Raw genomic sequence first — 26,751 nt, 5'->3', positions numbered from 1 at the left:
AAAAACGTTCCTTTTCGCTGAATGATTCTATGCTGATATCGAGTCGTAGACGTCAGGGTAGACGCAGTCATGAAAACAGGCCTGCCGGCAAAGCAAAAAGGGGCTGCGGCGATCGAGTTCGCCTTGGTCTTCGGGATCTTTTTTGCGGTGTTCTATGGCTTGATCAGCTTCAGCCTGCCGCTGCTGTTGATGCAGTCGTTCAACCAGGCAGCGGCCGAGGCCGTGCGCCAGGCCATGGCCGTAGACCCGGTAGCGGCAGGATCGGCCTACCCCACCCTTGTCACCCAGCGGGCGAAAGATGCGGTAGCGGCGCAATTGAGCTGGATCCCCGCCAACTTCCAGTTCCAGCCGTCCTTCATCAGCGCCACCTACACCGGCACCACGCTGACTGTCACGATCAAATACCCCTCCTCCAACCTCTACTCCGTATTCCCGGCGCTGGTGGTGCCAGGCATTGGCACTGTGCCGAACCTGCCGACCAACCTTTCGGCCAGCTCGAGTCTTCAGTTTTGACTGCGGGGAATAATTTCTTCGAGCGCCTGCGGAGCCGTGTCGGCACCCAGGCCTTCGAGGCGCCCACTGTCCCTGCGGCAGGGCTGCGCGTGTTATTGGATCATCAAGGCCATGTGGTGGACATCAGCGGCACACTGCGTTCGCAACTCGCCATGCCCGTCGCGGGTGAAGCACGGCCGCTGCTGCGGGAGTTGCTGTGCGCCAGCAGCGCCTTGAGTATCGAAGGCAGCCCTGCCGACTGGCAACGCCATACCCTGGACCTGGACTTCCAGGGCTCTGCCGGCCAGGTCCTGCCCACCCGTGGCTGGGTCGAGCCGGAGGGCGACCGCTGGGTGCTGCACCTGCTGGACATCGGCGACTTGCTCGCCGGCCGCCACCTGGCTGAACAGCGCGAGCAGAACCACCAACTCGCCTGCAGGATGAGCGAACAGTTGCGAGTGTGCAGCCTGAGTCGCCTGCCCGAGACGTTCAACGAGCAACTGCGCAGCCTGGCCCAACGCTGGCGTATCCCCTGTGTGGCCCTGGCATTGCTCGATGAAGCCAACCAGGGTTGGCGGATCTACAGCCAATACACCGCTCACGACGCCCCGGGCTTGTGGCAAACCGGCCAACATCTGGGGGCCAGCCTGGACAGTGTCAACGGCAACGCGCTCCTGAGCCTGGCCCACGGGCGCATTGACAACCCCCGCCTGCAGAGCATTTTCGGCGATATCGACGGTTTGCTGGTGCCCTACCGTGACAGCCAGGGCGTGGCAGCCTGGTTGCTCTGCGGTTTCTACGGCGGCGAACCGCACACCCGCGAACGTGACTGGCTGGACCTCACCGCCGCACTCGCCGCCCCGCTGCTGAACCGCCTGCGCGAACAACGCAGCCATCAGCAACTGGAGCGCATGGAGGCCCTGCAAGAACTGCTCGGCACCGGCTGGTGGGAACTGCTGCCCGCCACCCAGGAGATCCAGCTCGCTCCCCAGTTGTTGCATAGCCTGGGCCAGGAACACGGCGCCACGCGCCAGGCACTGGCCCTCTGGCTGGAGCTGATCCACCCCGCTGATCGCCAGGAACTGCTCAGCCACCTGCAAGACCTGCAGGCACTGGACAAACCCCTGCTGACCAGCGTGCGCCTGCCAGGCGGTGACGCGGACCACACGCCCATCTGGTATCGCGTGCAGGGCCAGGTACTGGGCGTGGGTGACAACCGGCGCTGGGTCGGTTTCATGCTCAACATCAGCGACATCAAGAACCAGCAACTGCAAGCCGCCGCCGCCCATGCACGCCTGGATAACCTGATCGCCAGTTCACCGGCGGTGATCTACGTGCAGCGCTATGTCGGCGGCGCGCTGCACCCGGCGTTTTTCAGCGACAGCCTGTTGCCGCTGCTGGGCTGGAGCCTGGCCGATTGCAGCCATGACGGCCTGGCCTCGTTGATCCATCCCGAAGACCGTGAGTTGTACTTCCAACGCACCCGTCAATTACTACGCGAAGGGAATGTACGCAGCCGCTACCGGGTGCGCGACACCCGCGGCGACTACCATTGGCTGCTCGACGAGGCCAAGCTGCTGCGCGATGACTTGGGCCTGCCGGTGGAGGCCGTGGGGCTATGGCTCGATGTGACCGACGCGACCCTGGCCGCCGAACAGGTCAGGCAGAGCGAAGAGCGCTACCGCATCCTGGTGGAAGACTCGCCGGCAATGATCTGCCGTTATCGCCCGGACCTGACCCTGACGTTTGGCAACACGCCGCTGGCCAACTACCTGGAGTGCTTGCCCGCGCAACTGCCGGGGCGGCAATTGGACGCGTGGCTGTCGGATGAACAGCGCCAGGCATTTATCCAACGCATCCGCCGACTGACCCCCGAGTTTCCGGTGAGCACCGCCGAAATCAGCCTGCAGCTGCCCGGGCGCGAACATGCCTGGTGGGTATGGTCCGACCGTGGTGTGTTTGATGAACAAGGTCAACTGGTGGAAGTGCAGGCCGTGGGCCGCGACAACACCGAAGTGCGTCGCTCCCAGCAGCAACTGACCCAGAGCGCCAAGATGGCGACCCTCGGCGAAATGGCCACGGGCCTGGCCCATGAGATCAACCAGCCGCTGAACGTGATGCGCATGGCGATCGTCAATGTGCTCAAGCGCCTGGCCAACGGCGACGCGCAGATCGACTACCTCACCGAAAAACTCAAGCGCATCGACACCCAAGTGCAACGCGCGGCGAGGGTGGTGGACCATATGCGCGTGTTTGGCCGCCGTTCGGAAATCGAACAGCAACCGTTCGACCCAGCGCAAGCCGTGGAAGGGACCATATCGCTGCTGAGTGAGGGCCTGCGCGGCAAAGGCGTGGACCTGCGCATCACACCTGCAGACTTCAGGGTGCAGGTCAAAGGTCATGTCGACCAGCTTGAGCAGGTGTTGATCAACCTGATGGTCAACGCCCGCGATGCGCTATTGAGCCAGCGCGAAACAGCCGCGCAATTGCGCCCCTGGATTGCACTGCACTGCGAGCACGACAGCCGGCATGTGCGCATCTGGGTCGAGGACAACGGTGGCGGCATCGACCCACGATTATTGGAGAGGATTTTCGAGCCGTTTTTTACCACCAAGCCGATTGGGGTGGGGACCGGCCTGGGGCTGTCGGTAAGCTACGGGATCGTGGAAAACATGGGTGGGCGCTTGAGCGTGATCAATGGCGAGGAAGGCGCACGGTTTTGTGTGGAACTGCCGGTGGTTCAGATCACCAGGTAGGCGCGGCCCATCTGACACGTCAGGTTGGCGCCGACTTCGGCGTTGCCCAGGTTGATGCCCAGGGCCGGGAGCAGCGTGTTGACAATGGGGTCGAGCAGCGGTGACAGGACGTCCTGGACAAGGGTGACCACCGCGCTGGTGATGGTAGCCAGGGCCGTCGTAACAGTGCCGTTCGCCGCACCGGGTGTGCTGCCGCTGGGCGGTACGTAGGTAACCTGCAGGCCGCTCAGGGTTGCTCCCAGGCTATTGACGATATTGGCGGTGCCGGTTGGACTTTTGTAGGTCGGCGCGGCATTCATATCGGCGACCGGTAAAAACAGCAACGAGCTGGTCTGCGCTGCCACGGTAGACAACGCCTTCACATTCAAACCACCGCCTACACCCGCTGTACGCGTGCCGCATATCAGCGACAGCACAATGCAGTAGCGCTGGCCAAAATCGATCAGCCTGACCGGCTGCACGGTGACTGGCGCCGATGTTGAAAACGCGGTGGCAGGGTCGACATAGCCCACGCCCAAGGTAGCCATGGCGGTGGTGGCCTGCACCGTTAGCGACTTTGTGGCCGGCGTGGCACAGCTGTAGTCCGTGACTTGGCTCTGCGCACTGGCCGCTTCGATGTAGATGGACAGTGATTGCGTGATATCCACGTCGGTGACGTTACACGCCACCAGGCACAACACGCCGCCCACCACTGCCGGGATGTTCAGGTTCAACAGGCCGCCGACCACCTTCGACACCGGTGTCGCCAACCCGGTCAGGATTGATGAAACCCCCGACACCAGCTTGATGATCGGCGCATCCACCGTAACCAATGTGCGCACTTGCGCGGTTCGGACAACAATCTGATCCGTCTGCGGGTTATTCAGAAGCCCCGCCTTGGCCTTCGCCGGATTACCGATCGCCGACAATTGCGGCGGCTCGATGACTTTGGTCTGGATCGAGACATTGCCCACCAGGGGAATATTCACCTGAGCGGCCGCACTCACCGCACTCTTGCTATTGGACAGCTGCGCAACGGCCTCCAGCAATTGAAACAACTGCACATTGGTATTCAACGCCGCGGCCGGTGTTCCGCTGGCAACCTTCAGCAGGTCTGCGACTTTCAGCAGCTGGGTATTGGGCGCGATGGCTTTCAATGAAATCACATCGTTGATGACCGCCGTCGCCACCGCGCCGTTTTTTTGCAGCACCTTTACCGCGGCATCGATCAACTGGTTGGCGGATACGGCGGCGTTGAGCAGCGCATCGTAGTCACCCGCCGTCACGTTCAGCTCAATCGCCAACTGATCCAGGTAGCCGAGCAGGTTGACGTTCGTCGCCAGCAAGCCATTCCAGCCCGCCGCCGTCAGCGACAGGCTGCCGCCCAACAGGTTGCCAATGACCATGTTCAATAGCGGGGACTTCGCCGAATCCACCGTCGCCAGGTTGCTGCGAATCGTCAGTTGCGCCACTGGCGGCGCGTACGCGGCCACGGCGGTGGCACCCAGGGTCATCTGGGTGGACGCCGGCGTACCGCTGAACATATTCCAGATACCGGTGGCGACGCTGGTTACTACGCTGCGCGTCGCCACTACCCGAATGGCCTCGTTTTTGCTGGCGTCGGCGCTGAATACGCGGATGTTGCCGGCATTGGTCGTCAATGTGCCGCAGGTCACGGCCAGGCCACGACTGCTGTCGCCGGCAACCACGGTGAAGCCATTGCGCGCAGCGTTCTGCACGGCATAGTCGTTGGCGCTGGTGGTCGGGCTGCACAGGCCACCACGCCCGGCGGCCTCCAGGGCGGCGGTGTCGGCAATGGACTGCAGCTTGCGCTTTTCCAGGTAGAGGCGGCCGCTGTCCACCGCCAGCAGCAGGAACACCAGCGCTAACGCCAGGGTGCCCGCTGCCATCAAGCCAATCGCACCACGCTGCCTGCAACCGAGTCGGGGAGACATCAGGCACTCCTTAGCGCTTACTCTCCGTGTTGCCGTGGAGTGTAGACAAGGCTTGGCAGGTGCGCCGGCCGGTCGCTACAAACGGTCAGTGCGGTGGGTAGCTGGAGAGGATGCGGGTCACCGTCGTGCGAATCGCGTTATTACGATCCTGGGGGTTGGGCGTGCTGCTCATCATCTGTTCATCACTGCCGCGCCACACCAACTTGCCGTCCTTGCCGTCGAGCAGGTCGATCTGGATGGTCGCCACCTTGTAGGTGATGTTGCGTGTTTCGTTGTACATCGGCGCGCCCCAATAGCCGTTCCACGGACCACCCCAGGCGCCGCCATAGTTGGTGGTGACTTGTTGCTGGCGGTCTTCGACGATCAGGTAGGCCTGCACGTTCAGGTCAGCCCGGGTGCCTGCGGCTGCCGGGCGCAGGCCGCGCTGGTCAAGCTGTTCACCCACGGCCTGGCGGATGCGTTGTTCGGTGAGGTCGCTCTTGATCCGCGGATCATCGGGGCGGTATTGCAGCGCCGGGTCTTTCCAGGCCCAGTTGCGGTAGGCGCCGAAGTCGCGGCTGGCATCAAAATCGTGGTTGACCTGGCTGGTCTGGCAACCGCCCAGCAGCACAACAAAAGCTAGCGTAGCGATACGACGAAACATGGTTGATCTCCAACAAGGGACCGGGCTTTAGATGAGAATAGCTGTTAACTCGGAGGATAGGCGGTCATCGCCTTCTGCACGGCCTGGCGCAACGCATCCGCACGCTCGCTGAGGCTGCCCTGGCTGCCGGTTTCCGCACTGGCACTCCACACCGGCTGACCGCTGCGGGCGTCGAACAGGTTGACGCGCACCACCACCACTTGAACCTCATAGGTGCGCACAATCGGCACCGAGTTGTACATGCCGTAGCCCGGGCCGTAGCGGTTATAGCCGCCGTATCCGTAGCCGTAATCGTCCCGGACCTGCTTGAGACGCTTCTCCAGGCGCACATCGGCGCTCACCAGCAGGTCCGCCGGGCGGTTGTCGTGCAAGGGCCGCAGGCCGCGCTGGTCGAGGGCACCGCTGACCGCTTCGGCGACCTGCGCCGAGTCCGCCCAGGCCGTGCCGGCCGGGAGCTGGCCGTTGCGCCAGGCCCAATTGCGGTAGGCGCCATAGTCGCGCACCGGTGCCGGGTAAGCGCTGGCGTCGAAGGTAGTGGCCGCCTGCGCGGGCGCCGGTGGCATGGGCGCAGAAGCCGCCACATAAGGGTTAGGGCTGGAGCAGGCGCCCAGCCCGAGGGATAACAGGATCAAACAGAGACGACGCATTTCGACCTCCGCAGACTGGGCCGCTTATACCGGACGGCAGATCCAGTGCAAATAACGCCCAAGTCCGGCAAAGCTTGGGTGACGACGGTGAGCGAGCTCCATCTCTACAAGGTCCTTCAAGTCGGCGCGGGCCTGGAATTCCACCGGCATATAGTCGTGGAATACCCGCACGCCACTTTGGCTTTCGACCTGCCAAAGCCCTTCGAGTTGCGCCGCCAATTCCCGCGGGTCGAGGGGCTGTTGTGGGGTCAGGCTCTGCTTTTCGCCGGCCATGTCGTTCTTGCGCATCTTGCGGAAATGGCCTTTGAGCAGGTTGCGATAAATCAGTGCATCGCGGTTGTAGAAAGCCAGCGACAACCAGCCACCGGGCAGCGTCAGCTGGTGCAGCACCGGCAGGATACCGTGGGGTTCGGCCAGCCATTCCAGCACGGCATGGCACAGCACCAGGTCGTAGGGCTCGGTGAGCTGGCCGAGCAGATCTTGCCAGGGCGCATGAATGAAGGTGGCGCTCTGTCCGGCTTCGGCGAAGCGCTGGCGCGCGCCTTCGAGCATCGGCTCGGCGGGTTCGGCCAGGGTCACCTGATGGCCGCGCTCGGCCAGCCACAGCGACATATGCCCCAGGCCCGCGCCGATATCCAGCACGCGCAACGGACGCTCCGGCAGGGCCTCAGCCAGGTCGGCCTGGAGCACAGCCAGGCGAATCGCGCCTTTTGCGCCACCGTAGATTTTCTCGGCGAAGCGCGTGGCCAATTGGTCGAAATGCCGGTCACTCATGGGCAAACCGCCGCTCGCTGTCGGCCAGTTTGGCGCGCACCACCTCGTTCATGTCCAGGCCCAGCTCGCTGCACAGCAACAGCAGGTACAGCACGATATCGCCCACTTCCTGGCCGGCGTGGGCAAGTTTGTCGGCGGGTAACTGGCGGGACTGGTCTTCGGTGAGCCACTGGAAGATTTCCACCAGTTCGGCCATTTCCACGCTGGCGGCCATGGCCAGGTTCTTCGGGCTGTGGAATGGCTTCCAGTCGTTGGTATCGCGGATGCGGTGCAGACGTTCGGTGAGGTGTTCGAGGTTCATGGGGGGCTCCTGAATGGGTATAGCTTCAGGGGGATGGAGAGTGAAGGCAAGTGAATAGCGGCGGTGCGACGATTCGACTTGCCCCTGATGAGGCCCTAATCCACCACGCTGAATTCGAGCCGGGCGGTCTGGCCGGCTTCGTCGAGGACGCTGAGTTGGTAGCGGCCCAAGCGCTCGAAACTGGCATTGATGCTGTCCTGGTTGGCGCTGTCGCCCAGGGGGGCGCCGTTGAGGAACCACCAGCGCCGGCCGCTGCCGCCCAGGGCGGAAAGCTTGAGGCGCAGGGTTTGCTGACTGGCGGCGGGCAGGCGCAGTTGGTCGCCTTCGCGCACGCCGACAATCGACAGCGGCGAAGACGCCGCCAGCGCCGGTGGCGGGCAGTCGGGGTCGGCGGCGGGAATCCGCGCGTCACGGCGCTCGATCCTGGGCAACCATGGCTCCAGGGGTGCGGGCCACAAGGCGATATTTTTAGACACAGCGCCAGGGCAATGGGCATCCACCCTCAAGCCCTTGGCGTTGACCCAGACGCTTTCCATCAAGCCGACGCTCAACGGCTGATCCAGCGCCTGCAAGGTCGGCGGCGTGGTGTTGTCCAGGGTCCAGGCAAAGCGCTGGCGGCGGCAATTCGGATCGCTGCGGTTCATGGGCTGGCCCAGCGGCCAACAGATCGCCGCCACGCCGACATTGGTCGGCACCGCCACCACCTGCGCGCTGATGCCGCGCTGGCTGTCGCGATTGGTCAGCACGTCATGCACCTGCAACATCAGCGGCGCCGCCGAGGCCAAACCGAACTGCCCCGGCACCGGCGTGCCGTCCGGGCGACCGATCCACACACCGATCAAATAGCGCGGCCCCACGCCAATCGCCCAGGCATCGCGAAAACCGTAGCTGGTCCCGGTTTTCCAGGCCAGGACCGGGCGCTGCACCAGCTCGGCACGCGGGTCGCGATCAGGCCGCGCCTGGCCACTGAGGATGCGCCGAATAATCCAGGCGGACCCTGGCGACAGCAAGGGCCGCTCTCTCAGCGTATCGTCCGGCTGTAATCGAAGGGTGGCGCTCCTGCCGTCGCGGGCAAAGGCGCTGTAGCCGCTGACCAGATCCTCCAGGCGGCTGCCCGCGCCGCCGAGGATCAGCGCCAGGTTGGGCTCGGCCAACGCCGGCAGGGCCAATGGCACGCCGCCGATGCGCATCTGCGCGGCAAACCGCTTGGGCCCGTAGGCTTCCAGCAACTGCACCGCCGGCAGGTTCAGCGAACTGGACAGCGCCGTGCTCGCCGGCACTGCGCCGGTAAAGCCCATGGAAAAGTTGCCCGGCCGATAATCGCCATAACGCCGGGGCACGTCCTGCAACAGCGATTCGGAGTGAATCAGGCCCTCGTCCAGGGCCATGCCATACAGGAACGGCTTCAAGGTAGAGCCCGGCGAACGCAGCGCGCTGATCATGTCCACGTGGCCAAAGCGCTTCACGTCGTTGATGTCCACTGACCCCAGGTAAGCGCGCACGGCCATGTTTTCTTCTTCCACCACCAGGATCGCGGCCGAGGTGTATTCCGGCAACCGCGCACGCCAGCCCAACAACAGGTCTTCAAGACGGCGTTGCAGGGTGGCATCCAGCGTGGTGCGAATCAGCGGCGGGCTGTCCGGACGGTTAAGGCGGCGGGCAAGCAGCGGTGCCAGGCTCGGCTCCAGGCGCGGGGCGAGCAGCAACGGCTCCTCCAGCGCTTCGTCGACGGCCGCTTGTGGCCACACCTGGAACTCGGCGAGGCGGCGCAGTACTTTGTCGCGGGCCTCCTGGGCGCGCTGCGGGTGGCGATCCGGGCGCAGGCGGCTCGGCGCCTGGGGCAATACCGCGAGCAAAGCGGCTTCGGCGTGGGTCAGTTGCGCCGGGGACTTGCCCAGGTACGCCCAGCTGGCGGCCGCCACGCCCTGCAACGTGCCGCCGAACGGTGCGCGGTTCAGGTACAGGTTGAGAATCTGTTCCTTGGACAGGTGCCACTCCAACTGCGCCGTGCGCCACAGTTGGCGCAACTTGCCGTGGAAGGTCCGCGAGTGAGGATCCAGCAGACGCGCCACCTGCATCGACAACGTACTGCCACCCGACACCACCCGCGCGCCCGTCAGGTTCTGCCACGTCGCCCGCACCAGCGCCAACGGGTTAACACCGGGATGCTGATAGAACCAGCGGTCTTCGTAGGTGAGCAGTGCATCGAGGTAATACGGCGACACTTCGCTGGTTTGCACCGGGTAACGCCACACACCGTTGGCATCGGCAAACCGCCACAACGGCGTGCCATCCTCGGCCAGCACTACCCGCGCCAGGTCGTCCCTGGGCAACGGCAACGGCCAGATACGATCGGCCAGCCACAGCAGGGCAATCATCAAGACCAGGCTCGCCAGGGTCCAGCGGACAAGTAAACGCAAATTCAAGCGGGCAAACCTCTATGCTTGTAGGGAACTAGCCTGTTGCAATAACAACCAAAGGCACAGATACGCCCACCTTCTTATCAGGACACACATATGCAGGTAGAAAGCTTTTTCGAATGGTTGGGCCAGGCGCTCGGTTCCGTCATCCGCTTTATCGTCGACGGGCTCAGCGGATTGTTCGGAGCCTTGACCCACGCCGGCGGCAACTTTGTCGAAGGCCTGTCACGCACATTGGGCATGGACACCTCGATCATCAGCATCCTCACCCTGATCGTCGGCCTGCTGTTTCTGTACTCAGCCGTACGCGCCTTCATGCGCGCTTCGATCATCTTCGGGGTGATCTGGCTGATACTTGGCCTGTGGCTGCTCAGTTGGGTCGTCCACTGAACCCAAAAACACCCAGCCACTGTAGGAGCGAGCTTGCTCGCGAAGGACGTCAACGATAACGCTGACATCCGGAATAAACGCGGTGCCCTTGCGTTCTTCGCGGGCAAGCCCGCTCCTACAGTGATCAACCGTCAAATTTCAGCGTCCCTTGATCACCAGATCCGCCGGCGTCTCCCCCACCGCCTGCCAGTTCGGCCGATACATCGACTCCACCTGCGGCGGTGGCACGCGGTAAGTGCCCGGTGTCACGGCACGGGCCAGGTACAGCAAGTGCGTGGTGCCATCGCCGTCAAGGTTGATGGCCGCCACGTAACGGTCATCACGAAACTCCTGATGCTTGAGCGCCGCGTTCTGCATCGACTCACGCCACTCCTTCACCTGGCTGCTGGCGTTTTCCAGGCTGGCGGCACTTTGTGCCAGGTTCTGGTTTTCCAGCTCCAAGCCAGCAGGCAACAGATCGACCACCAAGGCATCCGGCACGCGCTGCCTGGCGCTCACGGCCAGGTGCACCAGCACCAGGTCGCCGCTATTGAGGTTGCGCAGGTTCAGCGGTTGGCCATTCATGCCCAGGTATTCCCGGCGGATGCTCAGGTTGTCGCCACCCGGTGCCGGTGGCACCTGGGGATAACCCGAGATCGTCAGTTGCTGGTAGACCGGCACATCGCCCTGATTGGTCAGGTTCAGATCGCCAGAAAGCAGCTTGCCTTCCAGGTCCAGCGTCGACTGTTGATTGTTCAGCTCATGTTCCCCACCGCTGCCATTGAGCAGGACCTTCCAGGCAGACTCGGGCTGGGCGAACCCCAGGCGCCCGGCCAGGAACAGCGAATTGCGCTCCTGGGTCGACAGGTACGGGCTGGCCGCCAACTGATCGGACAGGCTAAACAAGCGCTCCTCACGCTTGCCCTTGGCCAAGTCGTTTTCTTCCAGCAATGCCAGGATCATCGCCTGATCGCGCAGCGGGCTGCCGTAGTCGGCCAGCCATTCCTTGGCGCTGCGTTGCGCTGCCAGGCCGGCCAGCAAGGCTTGATCCGCACGGGGCTGGTCACCCATCTTCTGTAATGCGATGGACAACTGCACCAACGGCAACCCGGAACGCGCGTCGCTGCGTCGCTCGAAAATACTGCGCAGCGCCCCCAACGGCGCCTGCTGACTGCGCGCCAGTACCATGCCGGCGTAGGCCTGCACGGCAAAGCGCGTGTGGTCAGCGTTGTCGCTGTAGTCGACTTCGATCAGGTTGCGCTCCTGCACATAGCGCAGCAGGCGCTCGCTGGCTTTTTTCAGCGCTTCGGGTGGTACAGCGAAGCCCTGGTCACGGGCACGCAACAGGAAGTCGGTGACATAAGCCGTCAGCCAATATTCCTCTTCGCCATCGGCGCCCCACAAACCGAAGCTGCCGTTGTAGCGCTGCATGCCCAGCAGGCGTTCGATGCCCAGCTCGATCTTGCGTTTGCGCTCGGCATCCGGCTCGCCCTTGATGCTCAAACGCTTGAGCAGCGCGTCGTCGGCGTACAGCGACGGGTACAGACCACTGGCGGTCTGCTCCAGGCACCCATACGGGTAGGCCTTGAGCGCCGAGATCTGCGCACCCAGGTTCAGCGGCGGCCGGCTCGACAGGCTCAGCAGCGCCTCACGCCCAGAGGCATCGAATTGATCCAATGCGCCGGCGGGCAAGCTCCACGGCTCGCCCTTGAGCACCGCGCGGTAATGCTTGAGCAACGCCGGGTAGGCCGGGCGCACGCCCAGGGTCCATTCGCGGCTGAACGGCGGCAGGTTCTCACCGGGCAGGTCCAGGCCATTGACCGTGACCTTCACCTTGCCTTGACCCAAGCCACCCCAGGCTTTCACCGGGATACGCAGGGTGGTGCGCTGGCCTTGCTTGAGCTCGACGCTTTGCGCGCCGCTGTTGACCAGCTCCAATTGCCCTTCGGCACTCAGTTGCAGATCGAGTTTCTGCGCCTTGCCCGACAGGTTGGACAGGTCCAGGGCCAACGTCGTCTGGTCACCGCCGGCGAGGAAGCGCGGTGCCGATAGCTCGGCCACCAGCGGCGCGGCGATCAAGGTCTTGCCTTCGGCCATGCCGTAGCGGTCATCGCTCCAGGCCTGGGCCATCAGGCGCAATTCGCCGTTGAAGTCGGGGATGTTGACGCTGACTTCACCCTCGCCCTGCTCATTCAAGGTCACCGGTGCGCTTTGCAGGGCGACGATGGTCACACTGGTGTCCGGACGCTTGCCGCCCTTGGCCAGCGCGGCGTCGCCCCCAAAGGCCAGGCTGGCCAGGCGGCCCTGCCCGGCTTCGATCAACTGGCCGTAGATATCGAACTGGTCCACGCCATAGGCCTTGCGGCCGAACAGGCTGGAGTACGGGTCCGGCGTCGGATATTCGGTGATATTGAGGATGCCCACGTCCACCGCCGCCACCAGCACGTGCACCTGTTTCGGCACGCTGCCATCGGCGTTTTTGGCGGCGACCTTCACCGTCAGCGGTTGTTTGGGGCGCATTTTTTCCGGCGCGGCCAGGGTCACGCCAAGCTTGCGCTGGGTGCGATCCAGCGGCAGATGCAGCAGGCCTACCGCGCGCTTGGGAGTGATATTGGCTTTGCGCTCGCCGGGACGAACCACCAGGGCGCTGACGTACAGGTCATGGCGCGACCATTTCGGATCAAGCTTCACGGCAAAGCTTTTACCTTCGGCCGGCACGTCGATTTCCTGCCACCACAGCGGCCCTTCGGCGGATTCCACCAGCAGGTAGCCTTTACCGGCAGCCGGCGGCGTGACCGTGACGTTGGCGGTGTCGCCGTCGCCATAGGCGGGTTTATCCAGCGCCAGCTTGACCTGATCGGGCCGCACGGCGCCGCCTTCGGTGTTGTCCTGGGCCTGGTAGCCGGCCCAGAAGCGCAGGCTGCTGACCAGGCCGGTCTGCGGGTCTTCGACCTCGACGCGGTACGGGCCCCACTCCACCTGGAAGCTGACCTTGGCAGTATCGCCGGCCTTGATGCTCAGGGTCTGTTCATCGAGGTTTAGGAATTTCTCGTTGTAGTGATAGCTCCAGCCATCGCTGTCGGAGTAGTTCCAGTAGTAGTCACGGCGCTCGCGTACCAGGCGGACCTTGAGGTTTTGCGCGGCGAGTTTCTGCCCGTCCTGGTTGGCCAGCAGCACTTCGAATTCCGCCGGGCCGTCGCCATTGGTTTCCTTGCCGTCAAACAGGCCACGCAGGCCCGGCAGTTGCTCGGCCGGCCAGATCGGCTGCACCAGGCGCCGGGTGATCGGCCGTCCGCCCGACTCGTGCAGGCTGGCTTGCACGATCAGTTGCAGGGGAGATTTGGCCTCCGCCCATTTGCTTTCCAGGGTCAGTTCTTCCTGGCCCTTGGCGTCGAGCACGCTTTCGTCCAGCTCGAAGTCCTGGCTCAGTTCCTCTTCGGTGACGGAGCCGAATTGATAGCCCGGCAGCGACTTGACCGCTTCGCGCAGGGGGCGCACATAGACTTGCCCGCTGACGCGGTTGCCCGACGCCGGCGCACCGTAGAGGTAGCGACCGTTGACCTTGATCACCGGGTTATCCGCCGGGCTCAATGCCGTGTCGCTGCCCCTGAGTTCCAGCGCCAGGCGCTCGGGCAGGAAGTCTTCGACGAGGAACTCATACAGCTGCGGCTTGCCATCGCCCAGGTCGAACACCAACTGCCAGCGGCCGGTCGGTGCTTCGCCGGCCAGTTGCAGTTGATATTGGTAGAGGCCCGAGGCATCGGCATCCCAGACAAACTTGCGGCTCACCTGTTCGTCCGGGCGACGCACTTCGACGCTCACCGGTTGCGGCTTGACCGCGTTGCCGTCCTTGTCCCGCAGCAGGGCGTTGAGCAGCACGGTTTCGCCGGGGCGATACAGGTCGCGCGGGCCGAACACAAAGAATTGCAACGGATGGGAAGGTTGGCCGCCGATATCGAACTCGGCCAGATCCAGCGCGGCACTGTCCAGGCGCAGCAGACTGGTCTGCTCACCCTGTTTGGCCAGCAGCACCTGGGCCTTTTTCGGCAACGGCAACTCAGCGTGGCCGCCCTTCTCGGTCTTGCCCTGGCCCAGCACACGGCCGTCGGCATCGAGCACTTCAAGGTCGACGCCATCCAACGCCTTGCCACCTTCCAGCGCCTGGGTAAACACATCCAGGCGATTGGCGTAGCGGTGCACCGACAGGCCGATATCGCTCAAGGTAAACAGCGTGGCCGGTTGCGAATAGTTGTAGGTGCCCGAAGCGCGCATCACCGCCAGGTACACGCCCGGTTGCTGCAATTGCTTGAGGCCGGCGATCGGCAGCAGCAGGGTTTCACGGGTATTGCGCGCCGGGTTCAGGTCGAAACGGCCGCCGTAGACCAGGTCGGCCAGCGGCAGCAGTTCGCGGGATTCATAACTTTGCAGGCTGGTATTGCGCCCCCACTGTGCCAGGAACGACGGCAGGGATTCGGGCTTGATCCGGAAGAATTCAACGTCGATCTTGTCGACGTTCAGCGCGATCACCGGCAGGCCTTCGGCCAGGCGCGTCGGCAACAATGTGCCACGGCTGGCGAAGCCGACGGTGGCTTGCAGGTCACGGGTTTCCAGGCGCGCGATGTACTCGGCGGCGAGCGTGTTGGCGTTGACCGCCTTCACCCCGGCATCCACCGTCAGCACCAGTTTGCGCTGGGGCTCCAGGTGGCGCAGGCGCAGTTCCATCAGGTTATCGGACAGCTCCCAGGCGCCATCGACCTTGCCGGACTTGCTGTCGACCAGATGGAGTTTGTCGGCAAACTTCTGCTCCGGATCCAACGGAATGGAAAAACTCACCGACAAGGTGCTGGCCCCGTCCAACTGCACCTCGGACACGTCCACCACACTCAACTCACGCCCGGCATAGCGCTGCTTCAGCGCCGCCACATCCACTGCCGCCTTGGCCGGTTTCGGCGCTGCCGCCACGGTGGGCGCAGGCGGTGCTGCCGGTTTATCGGAAGAATCGCAGGCGCTCAGCAGGGCCAGCGCGCAGGCCAGGAACAATCCTTTGTTAAGCATGGGGCACTCGTAGTCAGAGGGAACCGAGGGGTGAACTATATATCAGCGCCGGCCAAGCCGATGTGGCGCTGGTCACATTGACCGACGGAGGGTGAGTTGGTTCTCAACGGTCTCAAGTCCCAGCCAAATCCCACGGACATTGGGCCCCATGCCACATTGACCCTGTTGCGTTGCCAATGGCCGGTTACAATGCCGCTCCCCCAAGGAGCCTGCATGTCCACCTTACTCACCGACTGGCGCGACCGCCCTACCCATCGCCGCGTATGGGCTTTGGCTGCGCCGATGATCCTGTCGAACATTTCGGTGCCGCTGGTGGCGTTGGTCGACAGCATGGTCATCGGCCACCTGCCCCACGCCCACCAACTGGGCGCCGTGGCCGTCGGTGCCAGCTTGTATACCTTCCTCGCCTGGGCCATGGGTTTTCTGCGCATGGGTTCCACCGGTTTCGCCGCCCAGGCCGCCGGGCGCAAGGACGGTGCGGCACTGCGGCAAATCCTGCTGCAAGGCTTGCTGCTGGCGCTGGGGTTGGCGATGGTGCTGGGCACCGTCGGCATTCCGCTGAGCCATCTGGCCCTGGAATGGATGCAGCCTTCCCCTGAACTCAATCAACTGACCCGCGAGTTCTTCCATACCCGTCTGTTCGGCCTCCCCGCCGCCCTGGCCAGCTACGCGCTGGTGGGCTGGTTCCTCGGCACGCAAAACGCCCGGGCGCCATTGGCAATCCTGTTGACCACCAACCTGGTCAACATCGCCCTGAACCTGTGGTTTGTACTGGGCCTGGACTGGGGCGTGGTCGGCTCGGCCCGCGCATCGGTGATCGCCGAATGGACCGGCGCCCTCCTCGGCCTTGCCCTCACGCAAAAAGCCCTGCGCGCCTACCCCGGGCATATCGCCTGGGCCGCGTTGAAACGGTGGCAAAGCTGGCGCCCGTTGCTGGCGGTGAACCGCGACATCTTTATCCGCAGCCTGGCGCTGCAGTCGGTGTTTTTCATGATCACCGTGCAAGGCGCGCGATTGGGGGATGCGACCGTGGCCGCCAACGCCCTGCTGCTCAACGGCCTGCTGCTGACGGCCCATGCACTGGACGGTCTGGCCCACGCAGTCGAGGCCCTGTGCGGCCACGCCATCGGCGCCCGCGACCGCCACTCACTGCGCCGTTCATTGGTAGTTGCAGGTGGGTGGTCGCTGATCGCAAGCGTCGGTTTCGCGCTGTTATTCACGGTTGCCGGGCACCTGTTTATCGCCATGCAGACCGACATCCCCAGCGTGCGCGACACCGCCGATATCTACCTGCCGTATCTGGCGCTGCTGCCGTTGATTGCGGTGGGGAGTTACCTGCTGGACGGCCTGTTTATCGGTGCCACCCGTGCGCGTGAAATGCGCAATGGGATGCTGCTGACGTTATTGCTAACACTGCCGTTTGCCTGGGCGTTGCAAGGCTTGGGCAATCACGGACTGTGGATCACTTTCCTGCTGTTCATGACGTTGCGCAGCCTGACCTTGGGCGTCATCGCCTGGCGGCTCAAACGCCAGGACCAATGGTTCAACTGACCCTACCTGTTAGTTCTGACAGGTTACAAACCGACATTCCAAGCGTTGAATGGTCAGGGATCTACCCTTTCATATATGCATGGAGAGTCGGATATGAACATCACAAAAACCCTGTGGGTTGCTGCGATCTGCACATTGGCAACCCTAGCCGGATGCACCAATGGGCAAGGGCCCAACAACATCGCCGGGATACAACGGATCGAAAACAAAACAGCGTTCGCACTCGTGGTAGCGCAAGGGACTGAGATGCATCAGCTTGCCCCCGCAACGTCGATTGACCTGGAAATAAACAGCGCAAATATCACAATAATGCGTGTCAACAGCGTGGGAACTATTGACCGAATAGTCATGAGATACAACCCAGGCCGGTGCGCAGTCGCACATTGCCTCGAACTCAATTGACCTGAGCCAACGCCTTGTCAGCTCACTGCCCGGCGGTGGACTCGATAAACCCCGTCACCCGATCCAGCACCGGCGCCAGCCAGCACAACGGCTTGGCGATGGACGCGACCAATGTCGCGTGGCGGGTTCGGGTGAAATAAAACACCTCGACCGGCCCCCCCCCGCTTCCCGCAGTTTTTTCGCCAACCCACCCGTGTTGCGGGTGGGGTTGACGAGCGTGTCATCGGTCGAGGCAATCAACAGGCTTGGCGGTGCATCATGGCTGACATGGTTGATCGGCTGCGACTCCGGCGGTGAGTCGGGGAAGAAGAACACCGGGCGCACGTCCTGGTTTTCAATCGGCAAGAAGTCATAAGGCCCGGCCAGGCCGATCCAGCCTTTGAAGATCGACGGCGCCAAGCCCACTGCCTTGAGCCAACGCCCATCCAGCGCGAGCATCGCGGCGTTATAGGCGCCAGAGCTATGGCCCATCACGTAAAGCTGCTTGGGATCTGCACCGTATTCAGCGCTGTGGTTGACCGCCCACGCAACGGCCTGGGCGCCATCCTGGAGAAACGCGGGGTAACGCACCTGCGGGTACAGCCGGTAATCGGCGATCACCGCCACAAAACCTCAGCAATAGCAGTGTTCCAAATGTGGGGTGGGCTTGCCCCCGATGGCCATAGGTATCTACACAACTCTTAAAGGCTGACACATAACTCTGTGGTGAGCGGGCTTGTCGAATCGTCGCACCGCCCGCTCACCACAGAAGCCTAATTGCCATAGATTCCGTATTCACTGGAAGTTGTGTAGATATCCATGCCCCGATGGCAGTGTGTCAGGCAACTTACCTGCTGCTGATGTACCGCTATCGGGGGCACGTCGAATCGTCGCACCGCCCCTTCCACAGTTGGATGTGTGTCAGCTCAGCTTACGAGGACAAGTACGACGACCGCGTCAACCCAAGGCGCAAGGCATCAAGGAACTGGGTACGTTCCGACGCGGAGATCTTCGCGCTCGCACACTTGTCACGGTAGTGCGTCATCAACTCCTCCGGCGACAAGTGCACATAGCGCAGCATGTCTTCGATGGTGTCGTGGGTCTCGATCCCGGCGCTGTACACCGAACCGTCTTCGCGCTGGTAGATGTTCACCGAGTCGGTGTCACCGAACAGGTTGTGCATGTCGCCAAGGATTTCCTGGTAGGCGCCGACCAGGAAGATGCCCAGCAGGTAGTCTTCGCCTTCGTTCAAGGCGTGCACCGGCAGGCTGGTCTCGATGCTCTGCTCGTCGACGTATTGCTTGATCTTGCCGTCGGAGTCGCAGGTCAGGTCTTGCAGCACGGCGCGGCGCAGCGGCTCTTCGTCGAGGCGGTGCAGCGGCAGGATCGGCAATACCTGGCCGATGGCCCAGGTGTCCGGCAGGCTCTGGAACACCGAGAAGTTGCAGATGTACTTGTCGGCCAGCTTGTCGTTGAGTTCGTCCAGCACCTGGCGGTGCGAGCGCTGGCGGGCTTTCAGCGAGTTGTGCAGGCGGCGGCACACGGCGAAGTAGCACTGTTCGGCCAGGGCTTTTTCGGCCAGGGTCAGTTTGCCGTCGGCGTACTGGGTGGCCACGTCGCTCATGTAGTGGGTGGCGCGCCAGTAGGTTTCGGTGACCATCTCGATGTCGGTCGGGCCCAGCAGGTCTACCAGCCACTGCACGGTTTCCGGCAGGCTTTCCTTGTTTTCGATGGTCGGGATTTCGTCGTTGTGTTTCTCGACGTCGGTCACCTGCACCACCAGCATGGCGTGGTGCGCGGTCAGGGAGCGGCCGCTTTCAGAGAAGATATTCGGGTGCGGCAGGCTCTGCGCGTCGCAGAATTCCTTGAGCATGCCCACGACCACACCGGCGTAGTCGTCCATGTCGTAGTTGATCGAGCTGGCGTTACGCGAGTGAGTACCGTCGTAGTCCACGCCCAGGCCACCGCCGACGTCGATGTGATCCACCGGCAGGCCGAGGTTGCGCAGTTCGCCGTAGTAACGAATGGCTTCCTTGAACCCGTGCTGGTAGTCGGCCAAGTTGGCGATCTGCGAACCCATGTGGAAGTGCAGCAGGCGGATGCCCTGGTCCAGGCCCGCCGCGCGGAAGCGCTCGACCACCGACAGCAGTTGCGCCGCCGACAACCCGAACTTGGACTTCTCGCCACCGGTGTCCGCCCACTTGCTCGACGCCAGGGAAGACAGGCGCACGCGCAGGCCCACCTGTGGCTTGACCTTGAGGCTGGCGGCCTCTTCGATCACCAGTTCAACCTCGGATTCTTTCTCGATCACGATAAATACGTTGTGGCCGAGCTTCTGGCCCATCAGCGCCAGGCGGATGAACTCGCGGTCCTTGTAACCGTTGCAGACGATGGTGCCGCCCTTCGGCGCCAGGGCCAGCACGGCCAGCAGCTCAGGCTTGGAGCCGGCTTCGAGGCCGATGGAAACATTCTGGGTGGCGATGATGTTCTCGATCACCGCTTCCTGCTGGTTCACCTTGATCGGGTACAGTGCGGTGTACTTGCTCTGGTACTCCAGGCGCTCGATGTTGGCATCGAAAGCGCCGGTCAGCTGGCGTACACGGTCTTGCAGGATGTCGGGAAAACGCACCAGCAGCGGCAGGGAAAGGCCGCTCTTGCGCAGCTCGTCCACTTGCTCGTAGAGGTCGACGGGTGTGCTGTTCGGGCCGTTCGGACGGACTTCAACGCGACCGGCATCATTGATCGCGAAATACCCGGCCCCCCAATGGCGAATCCCGTAAACACTGCGGCTGTCCGCAACTGTCCATTGGCTGCCATCGTCTTTGCGTGTGCGTCGTACGGACATCGAAGTCCCCTATAAATGAAGGCGAAGGCGCCACCTCTCGTTCGAGGCTGGCGCAGTCTAAAGAATGAAAATGACGATTTGCCTGTAAGCAAGGTAGACCCCACTCGCAGGACAGAGTTTAGACACAGGTTGGGAAGAGGCTTTCAGCCGCCGGACTTCTTGGCCTTGTAACCCAGCCTGATCAGCTCGGCCAACAGCAGTTCGACGTGATCGCCCTGGATCTCGATGACACCGTCTTTCAACGCGCCACCGGTGCCACAGCGCTTTTTCAGCGTGGTGGCCAGTGCCTTGAGCGGCTCTTCGGCCAACGGCACGCCGGTGATGGTGGTCACCGTCTTGCCGCCACGGCCTTTGCTTTCGCGGCGCACGCGGGCAATACCGTCGCCTTCGGGGATCAGGGTCTGTTTGCAGGTACACGAATCCACGGGCTGACGACAGTCCGGGCAGTGTCGACCTGCGTCGGTGGAAAATACCAGGCCGCCGAGGGCGGCGAAGGATGCGGCTTTTTTGGCCACCGGCAATCCTCTCGGGAGGACAAAGACTGATCGGCCTCCGCTAAGGGACGACCGACCGCGAAGCCCCACTCAGGCAGGGGCAGCGCTACCGAGCCGCCAAGGCTGATCCCCACCTGTAGGAGCGAGCTTGCTCGCGAAAATCGTCAACGATGAAGCGTGCATTCCGAATGCACGCGGCGTTCTTGAGTTTTTCGCGAGCAAGCTCGCTCCTACAGTGATCCCAGGGTGAAACAATGGCGGTTCGGGTGAAAAGTCGCGCAGTGTAACGGCAAAAAGCCCACTTGCTAAGAGCCAAATGGCGCCAATTTATGCAGCTTTAGCGACGCGAGGCCAGATAGCGCCGCAAGCCCTCCTGGGCGTCCGGGCAGTAAGGCTTGTGCTCGGCTTCCTGCAGGACCGTTTCTACGGGCAAAAAGCGCGCCTCCATGACTTCTTCAGGCTGCAGGCGCAATGGCCCATCCCAGATCGCCGAGTAGGATTTGCACCAGAGCCGACTCTCGCCATCCTCAAAGTAGAAATGGTCATGCTCGGTCAGTTCCACCCCGCCAACACCCAGTTCCTCTTCCAGCTCGCGGGCCGCAGATAACGCGTAGGACTCTCCCGCCGCGACCATCCCGCCCGCCGCCGTATCCCAGAACCCCGGGTACAGGGCCTTGCTCAGGGTGCGCCGATGCACGCACAGCTCACCCTTGGAATTGAACAGGAAGATAAAGGTGCAACGGCCGATCAAGCCGCGCTGGCGCAAATCGGACCTGACGAGGTGGCCGAGCAGGTTGTCCCGCTCGTCGACCCAGCAGATCAGTTCGGCATCAGAGGCCGCACGGTGCGCGGCCTCGTTTTGAGCTGCGTCCATCATCAACCCTGGTTGAGCAGTTGACGCAAATCGATCACCGCCGCGTTGGCCCGGGAAATGTAATTGGCCATGACCAGCGAATGGTTAGCCAGCACGCCGAAACCGCTGCCGTTGAGGATCATCGGGCTCCAAACCGGCTCTTGCGAAGCCTCCAGCTCACGAATGATCTGGCGCACGCTGACGGTGGCGTTTTTCTTGGCCAGCACGTCGGCAAAGTCGACTTCGATGGCACGCAACAGGTGGGACAGCGCCCAGGCCTGGCCACGGGCCTCGTAGAACACGTTATCGATCTGCATCCAAGGGGTTTCCACCACTTCTTCGTCGACCTGCGGCACTTCACCCGGCGCCAGGGCTTCGGTTTTCAGTGCGGTGTTCAATTTGACCCGGCCCACGCTGGCCGACAGGCGTTGCGACAGCGAGCCCAGGCGGGTGGCCACATCGCCCAGCCAGTTGTTCAGGTTGTCGGCGCGGGCATAGAACAAGGCGCCACGCTGATTCGGGTCGGACAGGCGTGCTTCATAGCGGTTCAGGGAGTTGATGCCCTCCTGGTACTCCGACTCACTGGACGGCAGCACCCAGCTCTTGTTGTCGAAGTTGAAGCGCGGCTCGGCCTTGGCCAGATCGGCGTCTTCGGCCGACTGCGACTGGGAGCGGGCGAAGTCTTTACGCAAGGCGCGGGTCAGGTCGCGCACCTGCACCAGCACGCCGTATTCCCAGCTGGGCATGTTGTCCATCCACAGGCCCGGCGGGAAACGGTCGTTGGAAATATAGCCACCGGGCTTGTTCAGCAACGTGCCGACCACGGTCTTGAGGGTTTCGACGGTGGTATAGCCCACCACCATCTGCTTGCCTTCCTTCTCGGCGGCAAGTTGCGCATTCTGCTGGACCGGGAACAGCGCCGGCTCTTCGCTCCAGTACCAGCCCAGGGCGCCGGTGACCAACAGATACAGGCCGAGCACGCTGAGCACGGCTCGGCTCATCAGCAAGGTACGAAAATAGCTGCGGTTGGCCGACTTGGGCTCAGGGGCAGGGCCTTTGGCACTGCCCGCACGGTTTTTCCAGTCCAGCATGGCGATATCCTTTCAATCACTTGAGTTCATGCACTTGAATTGAGGGCGTGCGTTCAAACACTCCGACCACAACCCTACCCCATCGTGCCCGCCCATGCGGGGCTTTTCACCAAACGTGCATACGGCAAGCATTCGACTATAAAGGATGCACGCTTTTTAAGCTGCGCGACCGTCAGGTCACCAACTGAATATCAGGGACACGCAGTTAATTGACATATGACACTCATCCCATTGGAAAGAGGTGCTAGCATAGAGCCATCAGTTCGACCTCAGCATGCACCCTCACTAGTAGTCAGGATATGACCGAGCCAGAAGACCCCAGCCGTGAGCGTCTCAAGCAGCATTTTGCCCAGCGGGTAATTCATCAGGCACGTCAAATTCTTGAGATCTGGCAGCGCCTGCAACGCAGCGAATGGTCAGGCGCCGACCTCTCCGAACTCAGCGAGGCCAACCTGCGCCTGCAACGCTTCGCCGAGCGCTTCGAACAACCCGAACACGGCCAACTGGCCCGGCACATCGGCGAATCGCTCAAGGCCGTCGACGAAAACCGCGGACGCCTGAGCAGCCACCTGATCACCGAACTCAACCGCTTGATGCAGCGCCTGTCCCGCACCGGCCTGCGCCAGGGCGACCAGCTGGAACAAACCTTCCTGCCGCCGATGCGCAAGCCGATCTACGTGATGCTGGCCGATCACGACCGCGCCGAGCGCCTGGCCAAGCAGCTGGAATTCTTTGGCATGAGCGCCCAATCCCTGGACAGCGTCGCTGCGTTTCGCGCGTCCCTGGCCGAGCGCCTGCCGTCGGCGATCGTGATGGACGTGGATTTCTGCGGCGCCGGCCTGGGCCTCAAGCTCGCCGCCGAAGCCCAGGAAGGCCTGGAGCATAAACTGCCGCTGTTGTTTTTCAGCCTGCACGAAACCGACACCCCTACTCGCCTCGCCGCCGTGCGCGCCGGCGGCCAGGAATTCCTCACCGGCACGCTGGAAGCCTCCAGCCTGCTGGAAAAGATCGAAGTACTGACCTGCGTCGCCCAGTACGAACCGTACAAAGTGCTGATCATCGATGACTCGCGGGCCCAGGCGCTGCACACCGAGCGCTTGCTCAACAGTGCCGGCATCGTCACCCGCACCTTGATCGAGCCGATCCAGGCCATGGCCGAGCTGGCAGACTTCCAGCCCGACCTGATCATCCTCGACATGTACATGCCGGCCTGTACCGGCACCGAACTGGCCAAGGTCATTCGCCACAATGACCGTTACGTCAGTGTGCCGATCATCTACCTGTCGGCCGAAGACGACCTGGACAAGCAGCTGGACGCCATGAGCGAAGGCGGCGACGACTTCCTCACCAAACCGATCAAGCCGCGCCACCTGATCACCACGGTGCGCAACCGCGCCGCCCGTGCGCGCAACCTCAAGGCGCGGATGGTGCGCGACAGCCTGACCGGGTTGTACAACCACACCCATATCCTGCAATTGCTTGAAGACTGCAGTTTCCGTGCGCGCCGCGAGGACAAGCCGTTGAGCTTTGCCATGCTCGACATCGATCACTTCAAGCGGGTCAATGACAGCCACGGCCACCCCATGGGCGACCGCGTGATCAAGAGCCTGGCGCTGTTTCTCAAGCAACGCCTGCGCAAGACCGACTACATCGGCCGCTACGGCGGTGAAGAATTCGCCATCGTGATGCCCGACACCGACCTGGAATCGGCCTGCAAGGTACTGGATGAAATTCGTGGGCGCTTTGCCGAGATTCACTACCCGGCGCAGCCGCAGGATTTGTGGTGCACCTTCAGCGCCGGGGTGGTGGAGCTGTGTGACGGCTCCGACAGCCTGATGATGGCCGCCCAGGCCGACGAGGCGCTGTACCGCGCCAAGGATGCCGGGCGTAACCGCGTGCAAGCGGCGCGCACATCAAAGCAAAGTGCCACCTTTTCACCAGAATCCACTGATTCCGTCATAACCCTGTAATGAAAACGCAATAACTTCAGGCACTTACCTTTTGCTGTCGGTTGATACCCCGCATGCGCCTGAAGCTGCTGACCAATCTCAATACCCTCCTGCTGGTGGCCGTGTGCCTGGCACTTGGAGCGACGCTGTGGTGGTCGCAACGGGCGCTGGAACGGCCTTATTTGCTGATGGAACGCTACCTCGGCCTGTCACAGACCTTCCAGAACCAGGCCGCACGCAATATCGACGACTATCTGGGCAGCGGTGATGCATTGCGCTTGAGCAGCGCCAGCCAGAGCCTGGAAAGCCTGTTGCAGCACCTGGATGAACTGCCCGCCGACCTCGCGCAGAACCTGCGCCCCAGCCTTGCGGACCTGGATGCCTTCAGCAAGACCGACCTGCTGGCGGCCGGTAAGTTGGCAGGTGACCCACAAGCCCTGTTGCTGCAGGCCGAGCGGGAGCTGGGCGCCAACCTGGAGCAGTTGAGCCAGTACGCCAAGGGCGTCAACAGCGCCGAGGCCGCGCGCTACCTGCCGCCGCTGCTGGCGGCCTCACAGCACCTGGGCAAGCTGTCCCTGGCTCGCGACAAACTGGTGAGCAGCGGCCGCGCGGAACTGGCGGACGATGTGGAACGCGAAGTCAGCAATATGCGCAGCCAGGCCGACCTGCTGGAACAACTGCCATTACTCGGGGTAAAGGCCAGCGCAGAATCCAACACCGATGACTTTTCGGCCTTGATGGGCCTGGAAAACAGCGCAAAAACCGAAGCCCAGGACACCGGCGTCGAGCTCAAGCGCGAACTCAACGGCCTGCTGGCCCGCTACCCCGCCGAACTCCAGCGCACCCGCACGCAGATCCAGCAGCGTGCCGACCTGGCCGCCGCCACCCACTTGAAAATCGCGGCCGTTCAGCAGGCCATCGCCGGCCTCGAGCCGGTGGTGCGCGCGCAACACGGCAAGATCCAGGGCGAAGTGCGCCTGATGCAAGGGGTGATGATCGGCCTGATTCTGCTGATCGCCCTGTTGATCGACACCCTGCAGCGGCGCCTGGCGCGGGTGCTGACCAACCTGGCCCCCGCCTTGTCGATCTGGGGCGAGGGCAACTTCAGCCAACCGATCACCTTGGGCAAGACCAACCGCGAACTGCGCGACATCGAAGCGTCCCTCAACCGTTTACGCGCCTATCTGGTGGATCTGGTGGGTACCATCCGTGGCAATGCCGAAGAAGTGGCCGGCAGCAGCCGCGCCCTGGCCGAACTGAGCAGTGGCCTGCACGACGGCGCCGAGCGCCAGGCCGGGGATACTGCGCAGATTCGTGATTCCCTGGGCGAACTGGAAGCCACCATCCAGCAAGTCGCCGGTGATGCCAGCCAGGCGGCCGGCGCCAGTCGCAGCGCGGGCCAGGCGGTCGAGCAAGGCCAGCGCGTGATCGGCCTGAGCCTGACCGGCCTGCACGCGCTGGTGGGTGAAGTGCAGCAAAATGCGCAGATGATCGAAAAACTTGCCGAGGAGTCCGCCACCATTGGCGGCGTATTGACCGTGATTCGCTCGATTGCCGACCAGACCAACCTGCTGGCGCTCAACGCCGCCATCGAAGCCGCACGCGCCGGTGAGGCCGGGCGCGGCTTTGCCGTAGTCGCTGACGAAGTGCGCACCCTGGCCCAACGCACCGCTGGCGCCACCGCCGAAATCCAGGGCTTGATCACCGGCCTGCAAACCGCTGCGCACCAATCGGTGCAGGGCATGCGCGCCCAGGTTGAACATGCCGAGGCTACCGCCCAGCAAGCCCAGGCTGCGGATGGCGCGCTGGATGAAATCGTCGGCGCGATCCAGACCATTTCCGACACCGCCGTGCGGATTGCCGATGTAACGGCGCAGCAAAGTGGCGCCGTGAGTGAGATTCGCGACAACAGCGAGCGGATTCATCAGCTCGGCGAGGATAATTTGCTGCGCATCGGCCAGGGCCGCAGCCAGGGTGAGCATTTGCTGGTGCTGGGTGGGCAGCTCAATACGGCTGTGCAGGCGTTCCGTGTCTGACCGGCCCCATGAAGATCCAAAATCAAATGAAGATCAAAATGTGGGAGGGGGCTTGCTCCCTCCCACATTTGATCTCCACGGGATTCAAGGGCGTATTACCCATGACCGGATCCCGACCCCCAGTCACAAATTTTGCGCAATCCTCGCTAATCGTGCCGCC

17 protein-coding genes and 1 pseudogene are annotated in these 26,751 nt (G+C 62.9%); 6 read left to right on the top strand and 12 right to left on the bottom strand.

Annotated elements, in window-relative coordinates; genetic code table 11:
• Positions 1 to 69 precede the first annotated feature (69 nt).
• Positions 70 to 513 (top strand): TadE/TadG family type IV pilus assembly protein, encoded by a 444-nt coding sequence (locus BFP99_RS09845; protein WP_065925547.1) that lies wholly within the window; start codon positions 70 to 72, stop codon positions 511 to 513.
• The gene (locus BFP99_RS09840) at positions 510 to 3,248 is read left to right on the top strand and encodes a PAS domain-containing sensor histidine kinase (protein ID WP_065947171.1); all 2,739 of its coding nucleotides are present in this window, start codon (positions 510 to 512) and stop codon (positions 3,246 to 3,248) included. Before BFP99_RS09845 ends, BFP99_RS09840 begins: the two co-directional genes overlap by 4 nt.
• On the opposite strand, the gene BFP99_RS09835 is transcribed toward BFP99_RS09840, so the two are convergent.
• From BFP99_RS09835 to pbpC, 6 genes are all read right to left on the bottom strand, one after another.
• Positions 3,233 to 5,182, bottom strand: a complete 1,950-nt coding sequence (locus tag BFP99_RS09835) for a pilus assembly protein TadG-related protein (protein WP_065947170.1) — start codon at positions 5,180 to 5,182, stop codon at positions 3,233 to 3,235. The genes BFP99_RS09840 and BFP99_RS09835 overlap by 16 nt on opposite strands.
• Before the next feature lie 85 nt (positions 5,183 to 5,267).
• Entirely contained in the window at positions 5,268 to 5,825 is a 558-nt protein-coding gene (locus BFP99_RS09830) for a DUF4136 domain-containing protein (RefSeq protein WP_065925550.1), read from the bottom strand.
• Between the two features lie 44 nt (positions 5,826 to 5,869).
• On the bottom strand, positions 5,870 to 6,472 hold the full coding sequence (locus tag BFP99_RS09825) for a DUF4136 domain-containing protein (protein WP_065947169.1): 603 nt from the start codon (positions 6,470 to 6,472) through the stop codon (positions 5,870 to 5,872).
• A 24-nt stretch (positions 6,473 to 6,496) separates the two neighbouring features.
• Positions 6,497 to 7,246, bottom strand: a complete 750-nt coding sequence (locus BFP99_RS09820; protein WP_065947168.1) for a methyltransferase domain-containing protein — start codon at positions 7,244 to 7,246, stop codon at positions 6,497 to 6,499.
• Positions 7,239 to 7,547, bottom strand: coding sequence for a MazG-like family protein (locus tag BFP99_RS09815; protein ID WP_058423592.1), 309 nt, complete (start codon positions 7,545 to 7,547; stop codon positions 7,239 to 7,241). Before BFP99_RS09815 ends, BFP99_RS09820 begins: the two co-directional genes overlap by 8 nt.
• A gap of 95 nt (positions 7,548 to 7,642) precedes the next feature.
• A complete protein-coding gene (gene pbpC, locus BFP99_RS09810; RefSeq protein WP_083221159.1) occupies positions 7,643 to 9,973 on the bottom strand; it encodes a peptidoglycan glycosyltransferase PbpC in 2,331 nt (776 codons plus the stop codon).
• Positions 9,974 to 10,063: 90 nt separating this feature from the next.
• Here pbpC and BFP99_RS09805 point away from each other — a divergent pair, with 90 nt between their 5' ends.
• Positions 10,064 to 10,357, top strand: a complete 294-nt coding sequence (locus BFP99_RS09805) for a hypothetical protein (protein WP_027607987.1) — start codon at positions 10,064 to 10,066, stop codon at positions 10,355 to 10,357.
• A gap of 138 nt (positions 10,358 to 10,495) precedes the next feature.
• On the opposite strand, the gene BFP99_RS09800 is transcribed toward BFP99_RS09805, so the two are convergent.
• A complete protein-coding gene (locus tag BFP99_RS09800) occupies positions 10,496 to 15,391 on the bottom strand; it encodes an alpha-2-macroglobulin (protein WP_065925553.1) in 4,896 nt (1,631 codons plus the stop codon).
• Positions 15,392 to 15,604: 213 nt separating this feature from the next.
• Between BFP99_RS09800 and BFP99_RS09795 the strand changes: the two genes are divergently transcribed.
• Entirely contained in the window at positions 15,605 to 16,942 is a 1,338-nt protein-coding gene (locus BFP99_RS09795; protein ID WP_065925554.1) for an MATE family efflux transporter, read from the top strand.
• 424 nt (positions 16,943 to 17,366) lie between these two features.
• Here BFP99_RS09795 and BFP99_RS09785 read toward each other — a convergent pair.
• The 5 genes and pseudogenes from BFP99_RS09785 to BFP99_RS09765 all read right to left on the bottom strand — a co-directional run.
• Positions 17,367 to 17,956, bottom strand: a pseudogene (locus BFP99_RS09785) (alpha/beta hydrolase); the annotation flags it as partial.
• 298 nt (positions 17,957 to 18,254) lie between these two features.
• Positions 18,255 to 20,168, bottom strand: a complete 1,914-nt coding sequence (gene speA / locus BFP99_RS09780) for an arginine decarboxylase (RefSeq protein WP_065925556.1) — start codon at positions 20,166 to 20,168, stop codon at positions 18,255 to 18,257.
• Between the two features lie 143 nt (positions 20,169 to 20,311).
• A complete protein-coding gene (locus BFP99_RS09775) occupies positions 20,312 to 20,683 on the bottom strand; it encodes a translation initiation factor Sui1 (RefSeq protein WP_027607992.1) in 372 nt (123 codons plus the stop codon).
• Positions 20,684 to 20,999: 316 nt separating this feature from the next.
• The gene (locus tag BFP99_RS09770; protein ID WP_065925557.1) at positions 21,000 to 21,536 is read right to left on the bottom strand and encodes an NUDIX hydrolase; all 537 of its coding nucleotides are present in this window, start codon (positions 21,534 to 21,536) and stop codon (positions 21,000 to 21,002) included.
• Positions 21,537 to 21,538: 2 nt separating this feature from the next.
• A complete protein-coding gene (locus tag BFP99_RS09765) occupies positions 21,539 to 22,516 on the bottom strand; it encodes a DUF2333 family protein (protein WP_370671257.1) in 978 nt (325 codons plus the stop codon).
• A 389-nt stretch (positions 22,517 to 22,905) separates the two neighbouring features.
• Here BFP99_RS09765 and BFP99_RS09760 point away from each other — a divergent pair, with 389 nt between their 5' ends.
• Positions 22,906 to 24,576, top strand: coding sequence for a response regulator (locus BFP99_RS09760; protein ID WP_065947167.1), 1,671 nt, complete (start codon positions 22,906 to 22,908; stop codon positions 24,574 to 24,576).
• 53 nt (positions 24,577 to 24,629) lie between these two features.
• Positions 24,630 to 26,591 (top strand): methyl-accepting chemotaxis protein, encoded by a 1,962-nt coding sequence (locus BFP99_RS09755; protein ID WP_065947166.1) that lies wholly within the window; start codon positions 24,630 to 24,632, stop codon positions 26,589 to 26,591.
• The last annotated feature ends 160 nt before the right edge of the window (positions 26,592 to 26,751 follow it).

Source organism: Pseudomonas sp. 1 R 17 (assembly GCF_900067035.1).
Taxonomy (GTDB): domain Bacteria; phylum Pseudomonadota; class Gammaproteobacteria; order Pseudomonadales; family Pseudomonadaceae; genus Aquipseudomonas; species Aquipseudomonas marginalis.
The sequence above is the reverse complement of the archived record's forward strand: the minus strand, read 5'-3'. Positions and strand labels throughout refer to the sequence as shown.